The sequence below is a fragment of the Paenibacillus harenae genome (assembly GCF_030812415.1).
Classification (GTDB): Bacteria; Bacillota; Bacilli; order Paenibacillales; family Paenibacillaceae; genus Pristimantibacillus; species Pristimantibacillus harenae_A.
On record NZ_JAUSST010000004.1, the window covers coordinates 650,948 to 668,282 of the forward strand.

The following is a 17,335-nucleotide window of genomic DNA, read 5'->3' on the forward strand; positions in this document are numbered from 1 at the left end:
TAAACAAAGAAAGGTAGGACAATCATGAAAAAACGTCAAGCTGCTAACAAGTTTTCCTTCCTGGTATCGCTGCTTCTTTTGATTCAGGTTTTGTTTCCCGCTGCAAACGTATTTGCGGCCGAGACAAACAACAACATGCTGCCTCCCAGCAATTTGACTTATCAGCTTTTGACGCCGTCAAACATCAAGCTGACATGGAGCGCCGTATTTGGAGCTACCGGCTACAAGGTTTATGAAATTACGGATGGCCAACTCGTCTCACGCGGTACATCGACAACAACCTCCTTCACGGTTAACAGCCTGCCGGAAGGGTCGTATACTTATGTGGTATCAACCTTAAGCCCGGATGGCGAGTCCGGTCCATGCGCGCCGATCACGGTGGATATCACATACCCGGATATGAATGCCCCGACCTTGATCTCTACCATTCAGAACGGAAACGACATTTCTCTTAGCTGGGATGCTTCCCCTAATGCCCAAAGCTATAATCTTTACCAAGTCCAAGCCGACGGCCAAACGACTCTGGTCAAAACGCAGACGGCACGTACATATACGATAACTAATACACCGGCGGGAACTTACAAGTACGCGGTTACCGCATCGAATTCCGTTTTTGGTGAATCGCCGCTTTCCGCTCCGGTTGAAGTTGCCATTGTTTATCCGGCTATGACGGCACCCGGAAATTTCACTTTTACCATTGCGAACATCAACGACGTCAACCTAAAATGGAACGGTGTCAGTTACGCCACGGATTATAAAGTTTATCAAATTATTGACGGTCAAAAGGTTTTAAAAACTACGGTGACCGGTACAACGGCGGCGTTTACGAAACAACCGGCCGGCGATTATGTTTACGAGGTCTATTCGTACAGCGATCGTTTCGGAGAATCTGCGGAAGGCAGCCGGGTAACCGTGACCGTTGGCTCCGTTGCTATGGCTGCACCTAACAATTTGGCGTATAAGCTGCAAAACATCAATGATGTTGTCCTAACTTGGACTGCTGCGACTTATGCCACAAGCTATAAAATCTATCAAGTCATCGATGACCAAAAAGAACTGAAAAGCACGGTAACCGGCACAACGGTTACGCTTGCGAATCAGCCGGCCGGCGATTACGCCTACGAGGTTCACTCCTACAGCGACCGTTTCGGTGAATCGGCGGAAGGCAATAAAGTATCCTTCACGCTAGGTGCCGTGACATTGGAGCCGCCGGGTAGCTTAACCTACAAGCTGCAGAACATTAATGATATTGTCTTAACTTGGACGACCGCGGCAAACGCGAACAGCTACAAAGTCTATCAAGTTATCGATGGGCAAAAAGTACTGAAAAGCACAGTAACAGGCACCACGGTTACTTATACCAACCAGCCGGCCGGTAATTACGTCTACGAGGTACATTCCTTCTCGACTCGTTACGGTCAATCGCAAGAAGGCAGCCAAGTCTCTTTTCCGCTGGTTTTCCCGACGATGGAGCCGCCGGCCAATTTGATACAAACGATTAAAAACGCGACGGACTTCACCCTGACATGGGAAGCTTCAGCGTATGCGTCAAGCTATAAGGTTTACCAGATCGTAAATGGGCAAAAGGTGCTTAAAAACACGGTAACGGGCCTAAGCGTCACGTATACCGGCATGTCGCCGGGCGAATATACGTATGAAGTCCATTCGGTTTCAACCCGTTTAGGAGAATCGCCGGAAGGAACCAAGCTGACGATGGCGCTGAACGGACAAGTCATGCAAGCACCGGTGAATCCGACTTATAGTATCGCTAACGGCAATAACGTCACTCTGAAATGGACGGCCGCATCTTACGCTACCAGCTACAAGATTTATCAAGTGGTAGAGGGACAAAAGATTCTGAAAAGCACAACAACCGGCACAACCGTCACCTATACGAACCAGCCTGAGGGCTTGTTAAACTATGAGATCCACTCTGTTTCGGCCATTTTGGGCGAATCTCCGGAAGGTGCGGAAATTACGTTCATACTGGAACATCCCACGGTGGCTGCTCCGAATGGTTTTGCCTATAAAATTGTGAATGGAAATGACGCCGTATTAACTTGGGGGGCCGTCACTTATGCGAACTCCTATAAAGTTTATGAACTTGTTGACGGTCAAAAGATTCTGAAGAATTCGGTTACAACCTTGACTTCGACGCAATCGAATATAACAGGCGGCGACCACACCTATATCGTTCATGCCGTCAGCAACCGCTTCGGCGAATCGCCGGAAGGCAGCCAAGTGACTTTTACGCTTCATATTCCAAACATGCAGGCTCCGGGTAATTTTACTCAAAGCACTGCAAACGGCAACGACATCGCCTTAAAGTGGGGCGCGGTTACCTATGCATCGGCATACAACCTGTATCGGCTTGTCGATGGGCAAGAGGTGCTGGTGAAATCTCAGACCGCTACAAATATAACGTTGACGAACCAGCCTGAGGGCGACTACACTTACGTGCTGCGCTCCTACAGCGACCGTTTCGGCGAATCGCCGGAAGGCAGCAGGCTCGAATTCGCGTTGGTCTGGCCAACCATGCAAGCACCTGGAGGTTTTACGCAAAGCGTTACAAACGGCAACGACGTCACCTTGAAATGGAATGCCGTTCCCTTTGCGTCGGGCTATAAGATTTATCAAATAATCGACGGACAAGAAGTGTTAAAGAAAACCCAAACCGGAACGACAATTGCATTCGCGAACCATCCGGAGGGTGAGATTACCTATGCGGTACGCTCCTACAGCAGCCGTTTCGGCGATTCGCCGGAAGGCAGCGAACTTAAGTTCAACTTAATTTGGCCGGTGATGCAAGCGCCGGGCAATTTAACGAAAACCGTTTCAAACGGGAACGACATTGCCTTGAAATGGAATGCGTCAGCTTATGCGACGGCTTATAGGGTATACCAAGTAGTCGATGGGCAAAAAGTATTGAAAAGCACGTTAACCGGCACGACCGCTACGTATGTCAATTTGCCTGCTGGCGATTACAGCTACGTGGTGCATTCTTACAGCGAACGCTATGGTGAATCACCGATCGGCAGCATCTCCGATTTTGCGCTTGTATGGCCGGTTGTTGTTCCACCCGTGCTGACAGGGAGTGTTTTTAACGCGAACAATATTACGTTATCTTGGCCTGCTGTTGCATGGGCAAACGAATATCGCGTTTATGATTTGACAGGAGGTACCCGGAAGTTAATTTATAAGGGTAAGGATCTAAGTTATAAAGTATTCAATCTGTCAGAGGATACCCATCAGTATGAAGTGACCGCTTATAGCACTCGTTTCGGTGAATCGGCATCTTCGAACCGTGTGACCGAAACGATCGTTTTCCCGGTCATGCAGCCTCCGGTTGCCTCTTTGAAGCTGTTAAGCGGCACAGAAGCTCGGATATCCTGGAGTTTCGTTACCTACGCGAACGGATACAACGTATATGAACTCATAGACGGAGAACCGGTTTTGCTGATAGAGAAGCTGAATAATCTGTCTTACACGGTATCGGATTTATCATATAGGGACCACGAATACTTTGTGACATCGTACAGCAACTCGTTCGGAGGGTCGGAGCCATCGAACACCGTCCTCGCCAAGCTGATTATTGATACAGAAGCGCCGGTGACGAAAGCGGATGTCCTTGCCGGCTGGACGAATCAAAGCCAGGTCGTCGTTGCCTTATCGGCCACCGATAACGAAACGGGAGTCGCGAACACGTTCTATTCCCTGAACGGTGGTGAATATTCGGCAGGAACTTCTGTTACGGTGATCGAAGAAGGCATAAACAAGGTTTCTTATTACTCAGTGGATAAAGTCGGCAACACCGAAACGCCTCAAGGCATCGAAGTGAAAATCGACCGGACAGCGCCTGAGACATCTGCGAGCGCAAGCGATGCTTGGATCAAAGATAAAGCGGAGGTAAGCCTGCTCGTAGCAGACGCTGGAAGCGGCGTATCGAAAACATACTTTTCAATAAACGGCTCCGATTATCAGGAAGGCACCTCGTTTACGGTAGAAACCGATGGTGTCAACGAAGTCAGCTTCTACTCAGTTGACCAGGCGGGCAATAAGGAAGCTGCTAAAACCATCGCAGTGAAAATCGACCGCACGGCGCCGGTGACGGTTTCGGATGCTCCTGCGTTATGGGTGAAAGAAGCGGCAGTCCGATTAACCGCGATGGACGCACATAGCGGCGTATCGAAAACATATTATTCGATAAACGGCTCCGATTATCGGGAAGGCACCTCGTTTACGGTAGAAACCGAGGGTGTTAACGAAGTCAGCTTCTACTCGGTTGACCAAGCGGGCAATAAGGAAGCGGCTCAAGCCGTCGAAGTGAAGATCGACCGAACGTCTCCTGTTACGAATTCGGACGCTCCTGCAGACTGGTCGAAAGAAGAAGTGAACGTTAAATTAACCGCAACAGATACGCAAAGCGACATAGCCCAAACGTTCTACTCGATCGACGGTTCAGTATATGCAGAAGGCAGTTCCTTTACTGTCAGAGACGAAGGCGTTCATAAAATTGCTTTCTACTCGGTTGATACGGCCGGCAACATCGAGGCTGTGAATACGGCTTTGGTGAAAATCGACAAGACCGCACCGCTCGTCACAATGAATCTTAAAGAAGAGTACCAGGCAGGGACGACGCTGCAGTTGACGTACTCGGCAGTTGATACGCTCTCGGGAATCGCATCCAATAAGTTGACCGTCACCCGTCCGGACGGAACAGCGGAGGATGTAGAGCAAAACGGCGGGATTGTATTGGACAAGCCGGGTGTCTATACCGTAACCGTGACCGTTACTAACGCTGCGGGACTGAGCACTACGTTGGAAAAGCAATTTGTTGTATACATTCAGGCCACCATTGCGGTGACTCCTAATGTCATTAAAGGCAATAAAGGCGTGTTTACGGTCAGGGTAGACTTGCCGGACGGGTACAGTTCTGAAGGCTTCAATCTAAATACCGCAACTCTAAATGGCGTGAAGGCACTTAACAGCAATAATGGTTACTACAATCAGGCGAAGCTCGGACAATTCAAATTCGAACGTTCCGATTTCAATTGGACGGCTTCCGAGGTTACACTGCATTTTAGAGGGTATGTCAACGGCATTCTGATAATCGGTGAAACGACGGTGAAAGTCCAGAAATAAAATGCAATTGCGAATAAAACAGCTTAGGGCGCCCGGCAGGGTGCCCTATCTTTTTAACTCAGAGATATTTATGACTAGTTGCTGACGAGGTCGTTCATTTCCACCGTTATCGCTCGTTTTAAACCATATAAACCGTCTTTGATTTTTCCGAGGCCAAGGCCAACATCCACTTGTAAGAATTGTCCGGTTTTCAGCTCGTATTCGAGTTGGATTTTCATACCAGCCGTATGAGAACTTCCTCCGGATCCCTGGTAACGGTCCCGTCCGTGCTCGTCAAAATGGTTTCGTTTCTCTATATTTTCCCGGGGTAAGGCCTTCTACCTTTTTGAAAACTCGAATAAACACGGTATCACTTGTATATCCGACCATCCTTGCAATTTGAGCATTGGTCAGCTCAGAATCTGCCATAAGTTTTTTGGCGTGATTTAACCGAACTCTTGTCAAATAATCGCTAAAATTCCAACCGCTCATCTTTTTGAAAAATTGCGAGATGTATTGTGGCGTAATCTGCAGATGTTCGGATAACAAATTTAAGCTCATGTTAGGATCAGCAAAGTTTGCATCAATATAGGTTTGGATTTGTTGGAGGAGTTGTTCATCGTGATCACGCCGCTCTAGTTTAAAAGATTCGGTGACCAATAAATACAACTCTTTGGTCTTCACAAACATCTCGTCGGTTGTTTTACTGGAAAGTAACTGACGAACCGGATCTATTTCGCCCTCAGCAAATCCCTGAAGGGTAGGAGTATCTGAATTCAATATACGCAACAAAGTTCCGGAGAGACTGAATAGCAAACATCTTCCCAATTCGGGAGCTATGGATTCGTTGCGAAAATTCTTATCAAACAATCCCGTAAGTAGCTGGATGACTTGCTCCCGATCACCGCTTCGGATGCAATTAATTAATTGCAATTCTGTTTCGACAGGGAAATGATAGTGTAAATTCTCGTGACGAATAGAATGAAAGTAAAAAATCGATAGCTCCATCAGCGGCTCTGTACGAGGCGCTTTCCGCACTCATGCATGATGCCGGACATCATCGCCGCACGGCGGGAAACGGCACCCGCGAGAAGATGTTCGAAGTCGCCGACTATATCCGGGCCAACTGTACCGGGAAGTTGAATTTGACGTCGATTGCCGACAAAGCAGGGTACAGTACGTACCATTTTACCCGTATTTTTCAAGAGGCCGTAGGAAAGTCACCCGCGCATTACTTGACAGAATGCCGCATCTTGCTGGCCAAGAACTTGCTGGTATCTACTCCGCTCGCCATTAAACAGATCGCATATGAGACGGGATTTAGCCAAAGCAGCTATTTTATCAGCATATTTCATCGGATGATCGGAATGACCCCCCAGCAGTTCCGTGATTTGTACGGATAACAAATTCATTGCTGCTCCTATTGATTTACGTGAAGAACCCCTATTCGATAATGAACAAGGGTTCTGCCGCCATGGGGCTTTTATCATGAGAGGCCGTTCATTCATTTTTCGAAAACATCTCATTTCTAAACTTATTCGGGCTGCATCCTACGTTCTTCTTAAAAATCCGGCTAAAATGCTCGGGGTTGGCATAGCCGATCTGCTCGCTAATTTGCTGAATCGAAAGTTGGCTGTTTTTGAGCAGATCCATAGCCGATTCGATTCGCAGGCGGGTTAAATAGCCGATAAAGCTTTCTCCTGTTTCTGACGAGAATAATCGGCTCAGATAGGTTTCACTGACTTGAATTTGCTCGCTAACCGACTTCAACGTGATGTCCTCGCGGTAAAGCTGCTTCATATATTCTTTTGCTTTCCTGATTTTAGAGGAGACATGTTCATTTCTATGGCTAATTTCATCAAATATCGATAATAAAATATGTTCAAGATACCCGTTCATTTCATCAAGTGTTTCATACTTAGTAATATGTTCCATAAAATTAATGTCCTTCTTAAAAATATCCTCGGCAAAAATATCTTTTTGATATAAATGACCCATAATAATATATATAAACTCCAAATACAGGCTATGGGCCGTATTGATATTCACGGGGTTCAGGCTTTTCGTGTATTGGACCATATTTTGAATCTCGGCTTTCAACTGATGCCGGTCTTGGCTAAACAAAGCTTGGATGATCTCTCTTTTTTTGTCTGCCAGACTTCCGTGCGAAGTATTTTCGATCTGGGAGAGATCGTGTTCGTAGATAATTTGCCCTTTCCCATATAGCAGTTTTAGTTCGTTAGCAGCCAGAGCCTGCACATACAAAGAAGGGATGTGCAGATAACCATTATGAGTGCTGCTGACGCCGATGGTTACGGATATATTCAGGAACATGAACAGTGCCTGCTTCACGTTGTTAAGGAAGTAGCTTAGCTTCCGATGCACAACGGCCATGCTATTCTCATCATTAATACTGCTGATTAATGCGTATTTACCTTTTCCAATCACGATTAACTCGCCCATTTTGAATTCCGAAGTCTTTTGATTGAACACGTTCAATATGGAGAGGTTGATGTTTGTAAGCACGACACTGTCGTATTTGTCTTCCATGACTTTATAATTATCGACCGATACGATGCTAACGTTCAAATTCGCCTTTGTTAGCTGAATCTGATAGGCAGCGATTTTATTGTCGATGTCACTTGGGATCAATCCATTCAACAAATTCTCTAGAAATTTTTGCTTTAAATACACATTGTTACTCCGTTGTTCCTCGTGGTTTTGCTTCGAGGCCGAGATCAGATCGGACGATTTCCGCATCAGCTTAAGCAACGATTCGAAGTTCAACTCGGATTTCAGAATATAGTCCTGAATGCCCAGCATGAAGGCCTGTCGAACAAACGGGTAGTCGTTGAAGGCGCTCAAGACAAGAATAGGGATCTGATCGTCCCACTTTCGGATTTGCCGGATAACCTCAATCCCGTTCATTTTCGGCATGCTGATATCCGTCAGGATAATGTCGAAGCTCTTTTCGGATTTGAGCTTGTCCAATGCATCTACACCGTCATGTGCCTCGCCTGCCATTTCGAAGCCATATTTCTCCCACGGACCTAATGATTTGATCGTCATTCTGACTAGCGGTTCGTCATCGATGAGTAGGACTCTATGCATATGCCGCACTCCTTGTAGGTAGGGAATCATCATTAATCAACGGAAGCGTTAGTATAACAGTAGTGCCTTTGCCCTGCTCACTTTGAATCGTCAGTCCATATGCTTCTCCGAAGTTCAACTTTATTCGTTGATGGACATTGTTTACCCCTATTTTGTTAAAACCGTGATTGGAGTTGGTTTCCCTTCTATTTTGCACTAGTCCTGCCGCTTGAATAGGAGTCATGCCGATTCCGTTATCAACCACACGGATCTCTAATGATTGGCCCACTTTCCGAGCAAAGATTCCGATTTCCAGTTTCTCGAACACATCGACCATGCCATGCAGAATGGAGTTCTCTACAATCGGCTGCAGCAGCAGTTTCAGCATGTAACACTGCCTTATTTCGGGTAATACGTGGAAGGTAATATCAAACCGATCTCCGTATCTGAATTTCATGAAATAGGCGTAACTCTGAAGCGTTTCATACTCCCCGGCGATCGTTGTATATACACCGTCCCGAGACAAGGTGTTGATCATCAGTTTGGATAAGGCTTCTGTCATCATTTTGATATTGTCCACTCCGTGGATATCGGCCATCATCGTGATGGAGTTGAGCGTATTGAGCAAAAAATGCGGATTTATCTGATATTGCAACGATTTGATTTCAAGTTGTAATCTCTCCGTTTTCTCTATTTCAATGTTGGTGATCAGATTGTTTATTTCTCCGACCATCCGGTTAAAGGTCTTATTCAAAAGGGCCAGTTCATCTTGTCCGTGTACAGGGACGATGGAGTTCAGGTCGCCCTTCTCGACAAGGGACATTTGGCGTATAAGCTTTTTAACCGGATTGACAACCGTCCTGGTAATCGAAGTAAAGAATACGGTTACAAACAACAATATGATAAACGCAAACACTCCGATAATGATAAGCATGACTCGATTAACGTCTTGGGTCAGCTCGTTATACGAGATGGTATTGACGACCTTCCAATGGGTTGACGGGACGGTGTAATAAGTCATTAATAATTTATCGTTATCCAGATGATAATTCAATGATCCGTAGTCTTTGGAGAAAAGATGCTGTTGCCTCTGAATGCTTGTGATTTTGTCGTCTTTCGAAGAGACGGGTTCGCCTTCCGGCGTCAGTATATCTATCCTGCCCACTTTGCTTAATTGGATGCCGGAGTATACCTTTTCGAAAGTGTTCTCCTTGAACGTGATGTAAATCAATTCGACTTCCGAAGGGTTTACGTATGCTGCGTTATTGACGAAAGATGCAATCGCGATGGAGTATTCGCCGTTATCTCGGCTTCCGGTATACAACGAATTTTTGAGTCTCCCCAGAACGCGGATGCTTTCATTGTTATCCTTCATATTCGAATACCAGGAGGCGCTTTTCAGCAAAGCGGGTTCGACGGGGATCGGCGCGTTATAGGTATAGTACTCGTTATCTTTGAAGATAAAAGTGATGCCAGTCAAATCAGTCGTGTAATTAAAAAAATAGCTGAGCTGGCTGTTGATTTGACGCGAAAGAATTAGTTTCTGGTAATCGCCGGTTGCCGCGCGCCACTTGTTAATGTTTTCGATGATGCCAGGCGAGGCATTCATGACATTGTTCTCTGAAATGATACTGGAAGCGGAATATATATAACGAAGTACATTTTCATCGATTTTTTTCGCGATTAGCTCCGTGAGCTGAAGATTTTTATTCGTATTATTACTGATCAACGTATCTACAAAAGTCAAATATAACATTTCTCCGGCAAGGATCAGTGGAGCGGGGATAAAGAGCAGAAAGATGACGATAAACTTCACAAGCACTCTGCGTTTAATGAGTTTGAATATAGCTAGTCACCTGCCACGATCGTAAATTTTATAAGACATATGCTATCACACACATCGCTATATTACAGCTATGTTTATAATAAAAATGAATAGGGAAACGTTGGGAGTATAAATAGATCAAAAAGCAGCAAAATAGATCATGTCCAAAATGGAAGCGTTATCATAAAATCAGGCTATCTTATTGAAAAGGATGGATAAAAAAAATGAGGTCAAAAAAACTAGTTTCAATTTCCATGATGGTTGTATGTTTTTGCTTATTGTTTACAAGTTCAATTTTTGCGGCTAGCAATCAAGTTGATATTTTTATACCGGATCCTAATATAGTCGTTGATAGTAACGATGCTGGAGCAAACTATCCTAGACTTATTCGACTTAACCATAGCGGTTCAGCGAATGGCACCTTACTAGCCACTTTTGAGCAATCCCCTGGCAACACGGGCAATAAACCGGTATTTCCAATCTATAGAAGCACGGATGACGGGAAAACTTGGACCCACCTATCTGATATCGTGGATACGCAAAACAATTGGGGAATGGTTTGGCAGCCGCAATTGTTCGAGATGCCGCAGACGATTGGCAATGTTCCTGCGGGGACCATATTGGCTGCAGGGTACAGTGTTCAATTTGGTAGCAATTGGGCGCACCGATATGGAAAAATAGATCTATATCGAAGCGATGATCATGGGCTTACATGGCAATTTATGAGTAACATTGCACAAGCCGGCGACTATGATCACCCGATATGGGAACCGTTTTTTGCAATTGATAATTACGGTAATTTAGTATGTTATTATTCGGATGAACGGCAGCATGAATTGCACAGCCAAAAGCTTGTTCACCAGGTTTCGACGGATGGAGGATACACTTGGGGGCCAGTTGTTGAAGATGTAGCTTTGGCAGATTCATCTCTGCGACCTGGGATGCCTGTCGTAACTAAGATGGGAAATGGTCAATATATGATGGTGTATGAAGTTGTCGGCATGAATGCAAATCCTATTCATTTTAGATTTTCAAACGACGGAGTCAACTGGGGAGATCCGTTAAATGTAGGAACAAAGCTTACATCGGTTGATGGCGTTACTCCTGGCTCGAGTCCCTATGTCGTCTGGTCACCTGTAGGAGGACCGAAGGGTACATTAATTGTTTCAGGCAAATTCCAAGTTCCGCTTTCTTCCCGTGGCAGCGATTACTTTGTGAATTATAATTACGGAATAGGGCCTTGGTACAGGATGCAAGGACCGCTTACCTATACATCAAACAATATGACGGGATACAGTCACAGCATGGCCTTATCGCCTGATGGACAATCCATTTATCATATTAACAATATTGATCTTCCGGGCACGAATAAGAGCAGGATCACTTTTGAAAAAACGACACTTCAAGTTGGGCCAGGTTATTCCTATAAACTAGTGAATAAAAACAGTATAAAGCCTATGGCAGTTAGTGGCGGATCCATGGAAAATGGAACGGATGTCATTCAATGGCCTGACACATACGGCACGGATCAGAATTGGTATTTGATAAACGCGGGGAATGGTTATTATGGAATTATTAATACAAAAAGCAATCAGGCACTATCCATGGGCAGTGGTTGGACTGGAGATGGCGGAAATGCCATTCAGTGGCCGTATTACTCAGGGGACGAGCAGTTATGGACGCTAGAGCTTCAAACAAACGGCTTCTATAAAATTAAAAATAAAAACAGCGGAAGATATCTGAACGTAAATCAAGGCTCGATTGCCAATGGGGCACAAATCGGGCAGTTAGCGAATAATGAATCTGCCTCTCAAGAGTGGCAAATCCAATTCACAGATGTTTTGCCTTCCAATACTATTCTTAATAAAATTCAAAACCCAAGCTTCGAAGCGGATCAAGCATGGACGGCCTCGCCAGCGTCATGGACGACATGGACAAATAGTACCAATGCTTCATATGTTGAAACCGTTGGTGGTGCCCATTCTGGCAATTGGCATGGTACACATTGGAAAAACACTTCATACAAGGCTTACACATACCAGAGTTTTACAGGTTTGGCTAATGGGACTTATACGCTTCGAGCATATGTAAAAGGAAGCGGTGGTCAGAATCAAGCATGGATGAGTGCTAAAGATTTTGGTTCTGCCGAACTTACAGCTAACATACCGACTTCTAGTTATTATACTCAAATAACAATCCCTAACATTAACGTAACGAATGGTCAAATTACAGTTGGTTTTTGGTCTGATGCCAGTGCCAATCAATGGATAAATTTCGATGATGTTGAGTTTTTCAAAAACTAAGCAATATAAAATCAAGAATGTTTCAAGAGTGATCTTTTGTAAGCAGGTAAAGAAGCATCAAAAAGAGACAAGATAAATCATGGCTGCTCAAACGCCGTATACTTATAATTTAGATCAAGGCGGCGACAACACTGCTCATAATTGATAATAGGGGGATACACCATGGGAATTGCTAAAAAGTTTAAAGGAATTTGCATCGCGCTGGCTTCGCTTACAATCACGGCAACGGCATTGGCGGGATGCGGTACCAACCAGGACGCACAAGAAGCGCAAGGTTCGCAAGGATCAGGCAATCAGGTGGAATCGGCTTCGCCCAGCAAAGAACACATTACACTAACCGTAGAGATCTTCGCGGAAGATTTGGATTACTGGCAGAAGAAGAGCCAAGAAGATGCCTTCAAAAAAGCGCTGCCAAACGTCACGCTGGACATTCAGTCCGTCAAGGATTCGAATGAGTTGTTAAAAACTTTAAAGATTCGACAAGCTGCAAACGAATTGCCTGACCTGTTCTATATGAAACCGGATCATGTGCTACAGTTGAAAGATTCTTTGTACCTTTGGAATGCTGACGATCCGCTCGTAAAAATGAATAAAGCCGTGGACAAGCTTGAAGTCAACAAGGCTGGCGAAGGTAAATATTATGGTTTGCCGATGAAACAATTTTCAGAATGGGTCTATTATCGGAAATCGGTATTTTCGGAACTGGGGCTGCAGGTGCCGCAAACTTGGGACGAATTTGTCAGCGTCGCCAAAGCAATTCAAGACAGCGGCAAATACCAAGGCGTGGCGCTGGGAGCGAAAGATGCCTGGACACAATATCCGTTTATAGGTTTTGGCCCGAACACATTCTTCAACGACGACAACACCGCTTCCGAAGCAGCGAAGACGGATACGCCTTTCAGTCCCGATGGCAATTACTACAAAGCATTTGAAATGGTTGAGAAGCTATACAAGACAGGAGCGACCGGTAAAGCCCTCGGCATCGGCTATTCGGAAGCAGGTCAATTGTTCGCCAGCAAAAAAGCGGGAATGATCGTTATCGGACAGTATTATTATCCGGATTATGTCAAGTATGGTGGAGATATCGACGACGTAGGACTCTTCCCGCTTCCGGTCGTAAACGACAAAAGCGAAACTAACAGGCAAGTAACCGTGGTGGATCTGCCATTCGGAATCTCGAAAAGCAGCAAGCATATCGAAGAGGCGAAGAAAGTGCTCGAATGGTATTTCAGCCAGGAAATCTACAAGGAGTACCTGACGGAAAGAACGATGAGTTCAACCATTAATGGAATTGAAGCGGACAATATATTTACAACTACGGCGAAAACGCTTAACGTGACTCCTTTCTTTATAAAGGATGGCAACGAAGACGCCGTGAAGCTTTCTAACGAAACGAAATGGGATGGCAACGCCATCGGCCAACAGATGCTGGCCGGGAAAGATTTCAGACCGATCTTTGAAGACTTGAATAAAAAATGGACATCGGCAAGAAAAAAACTTGGCATTCAATAGTGAATAGAAGCTTCGGGAGAAGATTGCTGCGCTATGGACGCAGCAATCTTCTTTCATAAAAGGAGTGCGGCTGGATGAATTATAGTCTTCAAAGAAAATTGATCATTTTCTCCTTTTTGTTTATTCCGCTCGCTTTGCTCGGCGTGTTTATGCTTTTGCCGACATTCAAGCTGTTTCAGTTCAGCTTGACGGATTGGGACGGGTATTCAAAGTCTTTCCAGTATATCGGGCTCGATAACTTCAAGACTATATTTCTGGATTCGGGAGATGTTTGGCTTTCCTTAAGAAACAACGGGTACTACTTCATCGGCCACCTTGCTGCAATTCCTTTTGAAATTGCCGTCGCTTCCATGTTGTGCGGCGCGGTCATTGGGAGCCGATTTTTCAAATCCATTGTGTTTATGCCCTATATAATTAATGGTGTGGCGGTAGCGCTTGCTTTCTCGTTCTTCTTTTCGCCAAGCGGAGGGTTCAACGCCATATTAGACGCCCTGCATCTGAGCAGCCTGAAGCAGGACTGGTTGGGGGATTACCGAGTTATTAATTTCACCTTAGTATTTGTATCTTTGTGGAGGTATTGCGGACAGCATGTCGTCTTTTTTATTGCGGGGATCATGTCGATTCCCAAAGAATACTACGAGGCGGCAGAAATCGATGGCGCGAACAAATTCCAAATGTTTCGGCATATTACGGTACCAGGGATCAAAACGATTATTGAACTTGTTCTCTTCCTGAATGTCCGGGGAGTGCTTGCTGCCTTCGAGATTCCTTTCCTGATGACTAACGGAGGACCAGGTTACGAGAGCTCCACCTTCGTGGTGTACACCGTCAAGGAAGCCTTCCAATTCAGTCATGTGGGACTGGCTTCAGCACTGGGCATTATGTTAATGTTTATAACCGTTGTCGTCTATATACTGCAGAAGAAGATTATCAGGATCAGTGGGTGATTTAATGGAAGAGTCTAAACAAGTTCGTCGGCTGCGCAGGCTTTCTCTGACTACAGTCATTAAATATGCGGTTTTGATCGCCATTGTTGCAATTGTCTTCATCCCGTTATCGGTCATTTTATTATCCGCGTTCAAAACGCCGCCGGAAATGGTTCAAGGTACGGTATTTGCATTGCCCAAGTCCTTGAATTTAAACAACTTTACCGATTCCTTTAAGCAGGCCAAAGTTCTGCTCGCGCTCAAAAATACGTTATTAATTACGGTAACGAGCGTTCTGCTGAATGTTATAATCGGCGCTATGGTTTCTTATATTATTGCGAGATTCGACTTCAAGGCAAAAAAACTGGTCATGAGCATATTTATGGTGGCGATGATCGTCCCGTTTACAACGATTGAGGTCGCGCGTTTTTCTATCGTCAAAAACCTAGGCTTATACAACACGCTTTGGGCTCCTATTCTCATCTATGTGGGTGCCGATCTCATGCAAATTTTTGTTTACAAGCAGTTTATTGATAAAATTCCCGAATCTTTAGACGAAAGCGCTATGTTGGACGGAGCATCGTATTTCACCATATTTAGAAAAATCATATTTCCTTTGATCATCCCCGCAGCGCTTACCGTGGCGATCATCAAATTTGTGGAAATCAGCAATGACATGTATGTTCCGTATCTCTATATTCCCTCGGACAAATTTAGGACTTTAAGCACCACATTGATGGTATTTCAGGGTGACCGGACTTTGGATTGGGGGAGTTTAAGTGCCGGAGTAATCTGGGTGATCCTGCCGGCGCTGGTGATCTACTTTGTATTCCAGAAATATATTTTTTCCGGCTTGGTAGCTGGCGCGTCCAAGGAATAAAAGTAAAGGCGACGGGCAAAGAAGAGTGCACATGGTCTACGACGAAACATCAAAGATTTAACAACTAAACCAGTCATCCGCTTGTAAGGGATTGGCTGGTTTAGTTTCGCGTGAATTGTTTTCATAAATGGAGCGGAAACAGACAGTCATCAACGTCAATTTTTTATAATTCGTGAAGAGAAAGATGAGCAGTTAAAATAATTAGCCTATACTGTACATGCACGTATAGGCCTTCGCCCACATACAATGTACAACTGACGTTCTTGCCAGGGGAGGCAGCAGCCTCGACCTTGCCAATACAGCATGGGGGTGTACGTAATATGGGTTTGTTCGCTGCTATTGCGTTGTTCATTAAGCAGTTGTCGCTGCTAGTGTCTTATGTGAAAAACAACGCTTTTCCACAACCGCTTCAAGAGGAAGAAGAAACAAAGCATTTGCAACTGATGGCTGAAGGAAATGCACGGTCGCGTAACTTGCTTATCGAGCACAACCTACGACTTGTAGCCCACATAGTAAAAAAATTCGATAACACAGGCGAGGACCTCGAGGATCTAATCTCGATCGGCACGATCGGCCTCATTAAAGCGATCGAGAGCTTCCAGACCGGCAAAGGCACGAAGCTTGCGACGTTCGCGGCACGCTGTATCGAGAACGAAATCCTGATGCATTTGCGAAGTTTGAAGAAGACGCGCAAGGACGTGTCTCTTCACGATCCGATCGGTACGGACAAGGAAGGCAACGAAATTACGTTGATCGACATCCTCGGCACGGAAGCCGACGATGTGGCGGATAAAGTGCAATTGAAGATCGAGAAATCGAAAATATACAAGAATCTCGATATATTGGATGAACGCGAGAAGGAGGTCGTCATCGGCCGCTTCGGCCTCATCCACGGCGGTGACGAGCGTACGCAGCGGGAGATCGCGAAGGAATTGGGGATCTCGCGAAGCTATGTGTCACGCATTGAGAAGCGGGCTCTGATGAAGCTGTATCATGAGTTTTATAAGGCGAAGAAGTGAGATGATTGGGACCGCTCTATTGGTGCGGTCCTTTCTATATGTCGTCAATTAAATCGTTCTATGAAGGCGGCAACCATCTCGCGATTTAATGCTTCTAATGGTGTACCGTTCGGATACATGGAATACATTAACATGATCCCGTGCAACGCAGTTGAAAAGTGAACCGAATCCATCTCCGGATTAGGTGAATTCAATTTCCGGAATATCTCGACTTGAACTCGGGACTGGCGGATCATTTCGTCTTTTAGTGGCCGGGTATAAGTGGATATAATGGAATCCTCTTCAGGATGGGTCTGCAGGTGTAAATAGAAACGGTATGCCCTCGGTTGTTCCTCAACGTTCAGAATGGCGTGCCGCGCGATATACAGGAGTCGTTCTTTAGGTGAAGTGAGACGAGCTGCCTCTTCCATCACTTGTGTAATTTCTTCTACGCGAGTTTGAATCAGTTCCGCAAGAAGGTCTGATTTTCCCTTGAAGTAGTTATACAGCAACCCTTTTGAGATGCCTGCTTTTTTCGCGACATCCTCAATGGAGGAGCCGTGGAATCCTTTTGCAATAAAGACTTCGATTGCGGCGGCTCGTATTTTTACTTTGGCGGCGTTACGGATTCTTTCGTTGTCTTCTGGGGTTCTTGGCATGATGACGCACCTCACATGATT

General features: G+C 45.3%; 11 protein-coding genes. 7 read left to right on the forward strand and 4 right to left on the reverse strand.

What is annotated here, in order from left to right; genetic code table 11:
• Positions 1-24 precede the first annotated feature (24 nt).
• The gene (locus tag J2T14_RS17805) at positions 25-5,142 is read left to right on the forward strand and encodes an OmpL47-type beta-barrel domain-containing protein (protein ID WP_307472842.1); all 5,118 of its coding nucleotides are present in this window, start codon (positions 25-27) and stop codon (positions 5,140-5,142) included.
• 273 nt (positions 5,143-5,415) lie between these two features.
• On the opposite strand, the gene J2T14_RS17810 is transcribed toward J2T14_RS17805, so the two are convergent.
• Complete coding sequence (locus tag J2T14_RS17810; RefSeq protein ID WP_307472844.1) at positions 5,416-6,129, reverse strand: helix-turn-helix transcriptional regulator; 714 nt, start codon at positions 6,127-6,129, stop codon at positions 5,416-5,418.
• A 32-nt stretch (positions 6,130-6,161) separates the two neighbouring features.
• Here J2T14_RS17810 and J2T14_RS17815 point away from each other — a divergent pair, with 32 nt between their 5' ends.
• Complete coding sequence (locus J2T14_RS17815; protein ID WP_307472847.1) at positions 6,162-6,524, forward strand: helix-turn-helix transcriptional regulator; 363 nt, start codon at positions 6,162-6,164, stop codon at positions 6,522-6,524.
• A 97-nt stretch (positions 6,525-6,621) separates the two neighbouring features.
• On the opposite strand, the gene J2T14_RS17820 is transcribed toward J2T14_RS17815, so the two are convergent.
• Entirely contained in the window at positions 6,622-8,232 is a 1,611-nt protein-coding gene (locus tag J2T14_RS17820; RefSeq protein WP_307472849.1) for a response regulator, read from the reverse strand.
• The gene (locus J2T14_RS17825; protein ID WP_307472850.1) at positions 8,225-9,958 is read right to left on the reverse strand and encodes a sensor histidine kinase; all 1,734 of its coding nucleotides are present in this window, start codon (positions 9,956-9,958) and stop codon (positions 8,225-8,227) included. The genes J2T14_RS17820 and J2T14_RS17825 overlap by 8 nt, the downstream gene beginning before the upstream one ends.
• Positions 9,959-10,260: 302 nt before the next feature.
• On the opposite strand from J2T14_RS17825, the gene J2T14_RS17830 reads away from it, so the two are divergent.
• From J2T14_RS17830 to sigK, 5 genes are all read left to right on the forward strand, one after another.
• Entirely contained in the window at positions 10,261-12,339 is a 2,079-nt protein-coding gene (locus J2T14_RS17830; protein ID WP_307472852.1) for an RICIN domain-containing protein, read from the forward strand.
• 162 nt (positions 12,340-12,501) lie between these two features.
• On the forward strand, positions 12,502-13,851 hold the full coding sequence (locus J2T14_RS17835) for an ABC transporter substrate-binding protein (RefSeq protein ID WP_307472854.1): 1,350 nt from the start codon (positions 12,502-12,504) through the stop codon (positions 13,849-13,851).
• Between the two features lie 74 nt (positions 13,852-13,925).
• Complete coding sequence (locus tag J2T14_RS17840; RefSeq protein ID WP_307472857.1) at positions 13,926-14,798, forward strand: carbohydrate ABC transporter permease; 873 nt, start codon at positions 13,926-13,928, stop codon at positions 14,796-14,798.
• Positions 14,791-15,657, forward strand: coding sequence for a carbohydrate ABC transporter permease (locus J2T14_RS17845; protein WP_307472859.1), 867 nt, complete (start codon positions 14,791-14,793; stop codon positions 15,655-15,657). Before J2T14_RS17840 ends, J2T14_RS17845 begins: the two co-directional genes overlap by 8 nt.
• 320 nt (positions 15,658-15,977) lie before the next feature.
• On the forward strand, positions 15,978-16,676 hold the full coding sequence (gene sigK, locus J2T14_RS17850; protein ID WP_307472861.1) for an RNA polymerase sporulation sigma factor SigK: 699 nt from the start codon (positions 15,978-15,980) through the stop codon (positions 16,674-16,676).
• A gap of 44 nt (positions 16,677-16,720) precedes the next feature.
• Here the strand turns inward: sigK and J2T14_RS17855 are convergent, their stop codons facing one another.
• The gene (locus J2T14_RS17855; RefSeq protein WP_307472863.1) at positions 16,721-17,314 is read right to left on the reverse strand and encodes a TetR/AcrR family transcriptional regulator; all 594 of its coding nucleotides are present in this window, start codon (positions 17,312-17,314) and stop codon (positions 16,721-16,723) included.
• Between the last annotated feature and the right edge of the window lie 21 nt (positions 17,315-17,335).

Excerpts from the sequence above, each read along its gene's own strand:
- J2T14_RS17820 (WP_307472849.1), bottom strand. The coding sequence starts at position 8,232 with ATGCATAGAGTCCTACTCATCGATGACGAACCGCTAGTCAGAATGACG.
- J2T14_RS17815 (WP_307472847.1), top strand. The coding sequence starts at position 6,162 with ATGCATGATGCCGGACATCATCGCCGCACGGCGGGAAACGGCACCCGC.
- J2T14_RS17840 (WP_307472857.1), top strand. The coding sequence starts at position 13,926 with ATGAATTATAGTCTTCAAAGAAAATTGATCATTTTCTCCTTTTTGTTT.
- J2T14_RS17855 (WP_307472863.1), bottom strand. The coding sequence starts at position 17,314 with ATGCCAAGAACCCCAGAAGACAACGAAAGAATCCGTAACGCCGCCAAA.
- J2T14_RS17810 (WP_307472844.1), bottom strand. The coding sequence starts at position 6,129 with ATGGAGCTATCGATTTTTTACTTTCATTCTATTCGTCACGAGAATTTA.
- J2T14_RS17830 (WP_307472852.1), top strand. The coding sequence starts at position 10,261 with ATGAGGTCAAAAAAACTAGTTTCAATTTCCATGATGGTTGTATGTTTT.
- J2T14_RS17835 (WP_307472854.1), top strand. The coding sequence starts at position 12,502 with ATGGGAATTGCTAAAAAGTTTAAAGGAATTTGCATCGCGCTGGCTTCG.
- J2T14_RS17805 (WP_307472842.1), top strand. The coding sequence starts at position 25 with ATGAAAAAACGTCAAGCTGCTAACAAGTTTTCCTTCCTGGTATCGCTG.
- sigK (WP_307472861.1), top strand. The coding sequence starts at position 15,978 with ATGGGTTTGTTCGCTGCTATTGCGTTGTTCATTAAGCAGTTGTCGCTG.